The organism is Bradyrhizobium sp., from assembly GCF_049581145.1.
GTDB lineage: Bacteria > Pseudomonadota > Alphaproteobacteria > Rhizobiales > Xanthobacteraceae > Bradyrhizobium.
This window is the reverse complement of the sequence record NZ_JBAURI010000237.1, coordinates 1-3,385: the sequence shown is the minus strand read 5'-3', so window position 1 is coordinate 3,385 and position 3,385 is coordinate 1. Positions and strand designations below refer to the sequence as shown.

The following is a 3,385-nucleotide window of genomic DNA, read 5'->3' as shown; positions in this document are numbered from 1 at the left end:
AGCCTGGACCACCCAGCAGTTGATCGGTGCCGACCGAGGATGCGACCAGCGGCAGGATCGGCCCCGCCAGCGGGCGCGGCGCGGGCTGCCCGGGCAGCGCATTGGCGTCGGGCGTCGCCGGCTCCGTCGGCAACGCGATCGGACCGGACCGTGCGGCCAAAAGTCGCGTGATCTCGCGTTCGACGTAATGCGCGAGCTTGCGGGCGCCGGGGGTCGTGAAATAGACGCCGTCATCGCTGCGGAGTTTGCGGGGCTGGCCCTCGAAGTCGGGTCCCCTTGACATGAAACGGCCGGCCTCGTCGACGAAGCCGTCCCAGACATCGACATAGGTGATGCCGGCCTTGCCGGCCGCATCGCGGTAGAGCGCGTCCAGGAACAAGGCGTCCGACGTTCCCTTTGGACCACGGATTGCGGGAAGCCCAACCCAGATCACGGGTACGCCCTTGGATTTGGCCACTGCGATCATCTCTTCGATCTTCTTGGTGTAGAGCTCGACCCAGCGATCGTCGCGAAACTCATAGATGCCATTGGGCGAGCGCGCGGCCTTCTCCGGCGTGAGAGGCGGCAGGTCGCTATTGTCGGCATCCTCAGGCGGCAGTTCGGTATCAATCGCCTTGTCACCGGGCTTGGCAGCGCCGTCGGCGGTGTCGTCCGGCTTGGATTTCGCATCCCCCTTGCCGCGTGCGTCTTTCTTGTCGGCTTTCTTGTCAGCCGTCTTGTCGGGCGCAGGCTCGCGCAGCGAGATGCGGTCGTTGAGGCCGAGCATGATCACGATGATGTCGGGCTTCTCGGTGGCGAGAATGCCCTTGGCGGCCGCGGCCCAGTCGGCCGGATCGCCCTTGGGCTGATACTTGATCAGGCCGGAGGTGTTCTTGGCCCGGCGGACCACGCCCATATCGGGCTGGTCGGTGAAGGCGTCCTCGAGCCCATAGGCCAGCCAGTCGGCCATGCCGTCGCCGAGCACCAGCACGTTGCGCTCAGGCTCGGTCTCGCGCTTTTGCGGCGGCGGCGCCTTGGAGAAATCCTGATAGACGCGCTTCGGCGCCTGCGGCTGAAACGGCTGGAAGAAATCGCCGCCGAACCAGCCGCCAAACCCGCCGCCGCGCTGCGCCGGGCGTTGTCCGCCGAAGCCGCCGAAGTTGAAGAACTGGGCCGAAGCCGGTCCGACCACGCCAACCAACAGCGCAACCGTCAATCCCAGCACCAGCAGCGGGCCGGTCTCTGTGAGCTTTCCAAGCAAGGATTTCAGCTTCGACATGCAGCTCGGTCGCGATGAGAAATCGACGGTTACGATACTAGCGGAATCAGGCCGCAAGCGGGCGGATTCGATGCCATAAACTCGCGCGCGGCCGCCGCCGTCAAGGGCGGAGGTCAAATGTCGCGATCAGGGTTACTCGGACGCCGAAAACAGGGCGGTTTCAGTGCCCGCGGAGCCGCTCCAGCACCTCGGCGGTGGCAAATCCATCCGCTGGCGCCCCGATCGAGGCCTGGAACCCGCGTAACGCCTCTCGGGTCTGGCCGCCGAACTGACCGTCGGGAGTTCCATTGTAAAACCCCCGCTGGGCCAAAAGCTGCTGCAGTTCCAGGCGCTCCTCGCGCGACAATTCGCGCTCCTGGCGCGGCCAGGGCTGCACGAAGGGCTGGCCGCCGCGCAACCGGTCGGCGAAATGGCCGATCGCCAGGGCATAGGCCTCGGCCGGGTTGTACTTCATGATGACCCGAAAATTCTGCAGCATCAGGAAGCCGGGCCCCTCTGCGCCGGCGGGCGCCAGCAGGTAGCCCTTTTCGGTGGGGTGCGGGAAGGCTTCCCCGTTGGGGCGCTTGATGCCGAGGTTTTCCCATTGCGTCATCGTCATCATCCTGGCGCGGTCCGCCAGCATGTAGTTGAAGCCCTGCGGCACCACGACCTCGTAGCCCCAGGTCTGGCCGGCCTGCCAGCCATCCTTTTTCAGGTTGTTGGCGGTCGAGGCGATCAGGTCGGCGGGGTCGTCGACCACGTCGCGGCGGCCATCGCCATCGGCGTCGACGGCATAGCGCTTGAAAGCGGTCGGCATGAATTGCGTCGGCCCGAACGCGCCGGCCCAGGAACCGTGCATCTGCTCGGGCTTGAGATCGCCGCGGTGCAGGATTTCCAGGGCGGACAGAAATTCCTCGCGGAAATAGGCCTGGCGGCGGCCGACGCAGGCGAGCGTCGCGGTCGACTGCAGCACGCTGCGATCGCCGATCTGGGTCGAGTAGTTGGATTCGATGCCCCAGATCGCCGCGATCGCATAGCGGTCGACGCCATAGGCCTTCTCGGTCGCGTCGAACTGCGCCTTGTATTGGGTGAGCACCTCGCGGCCCTTGGCGAGCCGATTGTCGTTCACCAGGATATCGAGATAGTCCCAGATCGATTTGGTGAATTCGGGTTGCGCATCCAACAGGTCCATGATGTGCAGATCGGGCGCAAGCCCTGCGGTGAAGCGGTCGAAACTTTCGCGCGAAATGTTACGGTGCGCCGCGTCCGGCCACATTCCCGCGATGCAATTGTCGAAATTGGCCGCCGCTTCCTTGATCGCACTCGCGGTCATCAAGGGGTGGCCGGAGGCGCCATCCTCGCCGCTCCAAGGCTGCGGCCCTCCGCTTTGCATCTGCGGGCCGCCGCCTTGCGCCGGCGTCCCGGAGGCCGCGGGCTGGCTGCTGTTCGGCGCCGAGCCGGAGAAGAGACTGCCGAGGAAATTCAGTGGCCCGCTACCGCTTGAGGACTGCGCAAGGGCTTTGCCGGACAGCAACAGGGCCGCCGCGACGATCACCGCGCCAGTCCGTCCTTTTGCCCTGCTTCCCGCCCGCTCTGCCATGTCCCACCCCGATTGTCCCAAAAATCAGGCTTTCAGGAGGCCCCATCCTGGTTTCCAAGAGGTTAACGACGGGATCAACAACCACCTCCGGACCCCCATCCTACCTTCTTTGGCGGGCGGGGGCGAGGAACCAACCCACTGCATCGGCCTTTGTTAGCGGTTGCAAACAGGCTACCAACATACGATCAAGTTCCCCACGCTCTCGTCAGGTATTCCGACAACCCATGAAAATCCGCAAAGCCGTATTCCCAGTTGCCGGCCTCGGCACCCGCGTCCTGCCCGCCACCAAGGCAATGCCGAAGGAAATGCTGACCATCGTCGACAAACCGCTGATTCAATACGTGGTCGACGAGGCCAAGGAGGCTGGCATTGAACACTTCATCTTCGTCACCGGCCGCAACAAGGTCGTGATCGAGGATCATTTCGACCGGATGTACGAACTCGACGCCACGCTGGCCGCGCGCGGCAAGACGGCCGAGATGGAACTGCTGGCGCGCGACCAGCCCGGCGCGGGCGCCGTGAGCTTCACCCGCCAGCAGGCGCCGCTC

Annotated in this window: 3 protein-coding genes; 1 reads left to right on the top strand and 2 read right to left on the bottom strand. The window is 65.0% G+C overall.

Annotated elements, in window-relative coordinates; translation table 11 throughout:
* Both WCB02_RS07950 and WCB02_RS07945 read right to left on the bottom strand, forming a co-directional pair.
* On the bottom strand, window positions 1-1,258 hold a 1,258-nt coding region (locus tag WCB02_RS07950), incomplete at its 3' end, for a GDSL-type esterase/lipase family protein (RefSeq protein ID WP_423957326.1).
* A gap of 160 nt (window positions 1,259-1,418) precedes the next feature.
* On the bottom strand, window positions 1,419-2,837 hold the full coding sequence (locus tag WCB02_RS07945; protein ID WP_423957325.1) for a lytic murein transglycosylase: 1,419 nt from the start codon (window positions 2,835-2,837) through the stop codon (window positions 1,419-1,421).
* 224 nt (window positions 2,838-3,061) lie between these two features.
* Between WCB02_RS07945 and WCB02_RS07940 the strand changes: the two genes are divergently transcribed.
* A partial coding sequence (locus tag WCB02_RS07940) for a sugar phosphate nucleotidyltransferase (protein WP_423957324.1) occupies window positions 3,062-3,385 on the top strand: 324 nt, incomplete at its 3' end.

Bases quoted from the DNA above. Each gene is read 5' to 3' on its own strand.
- WCB02_RS07945 (WP_423957325.1), bottom strand. From the start codon at position 2,837: ATGGCAGAGCGGGCGGGAAGCAGGGCAAAAGGACGGACTGGCGCGGTG.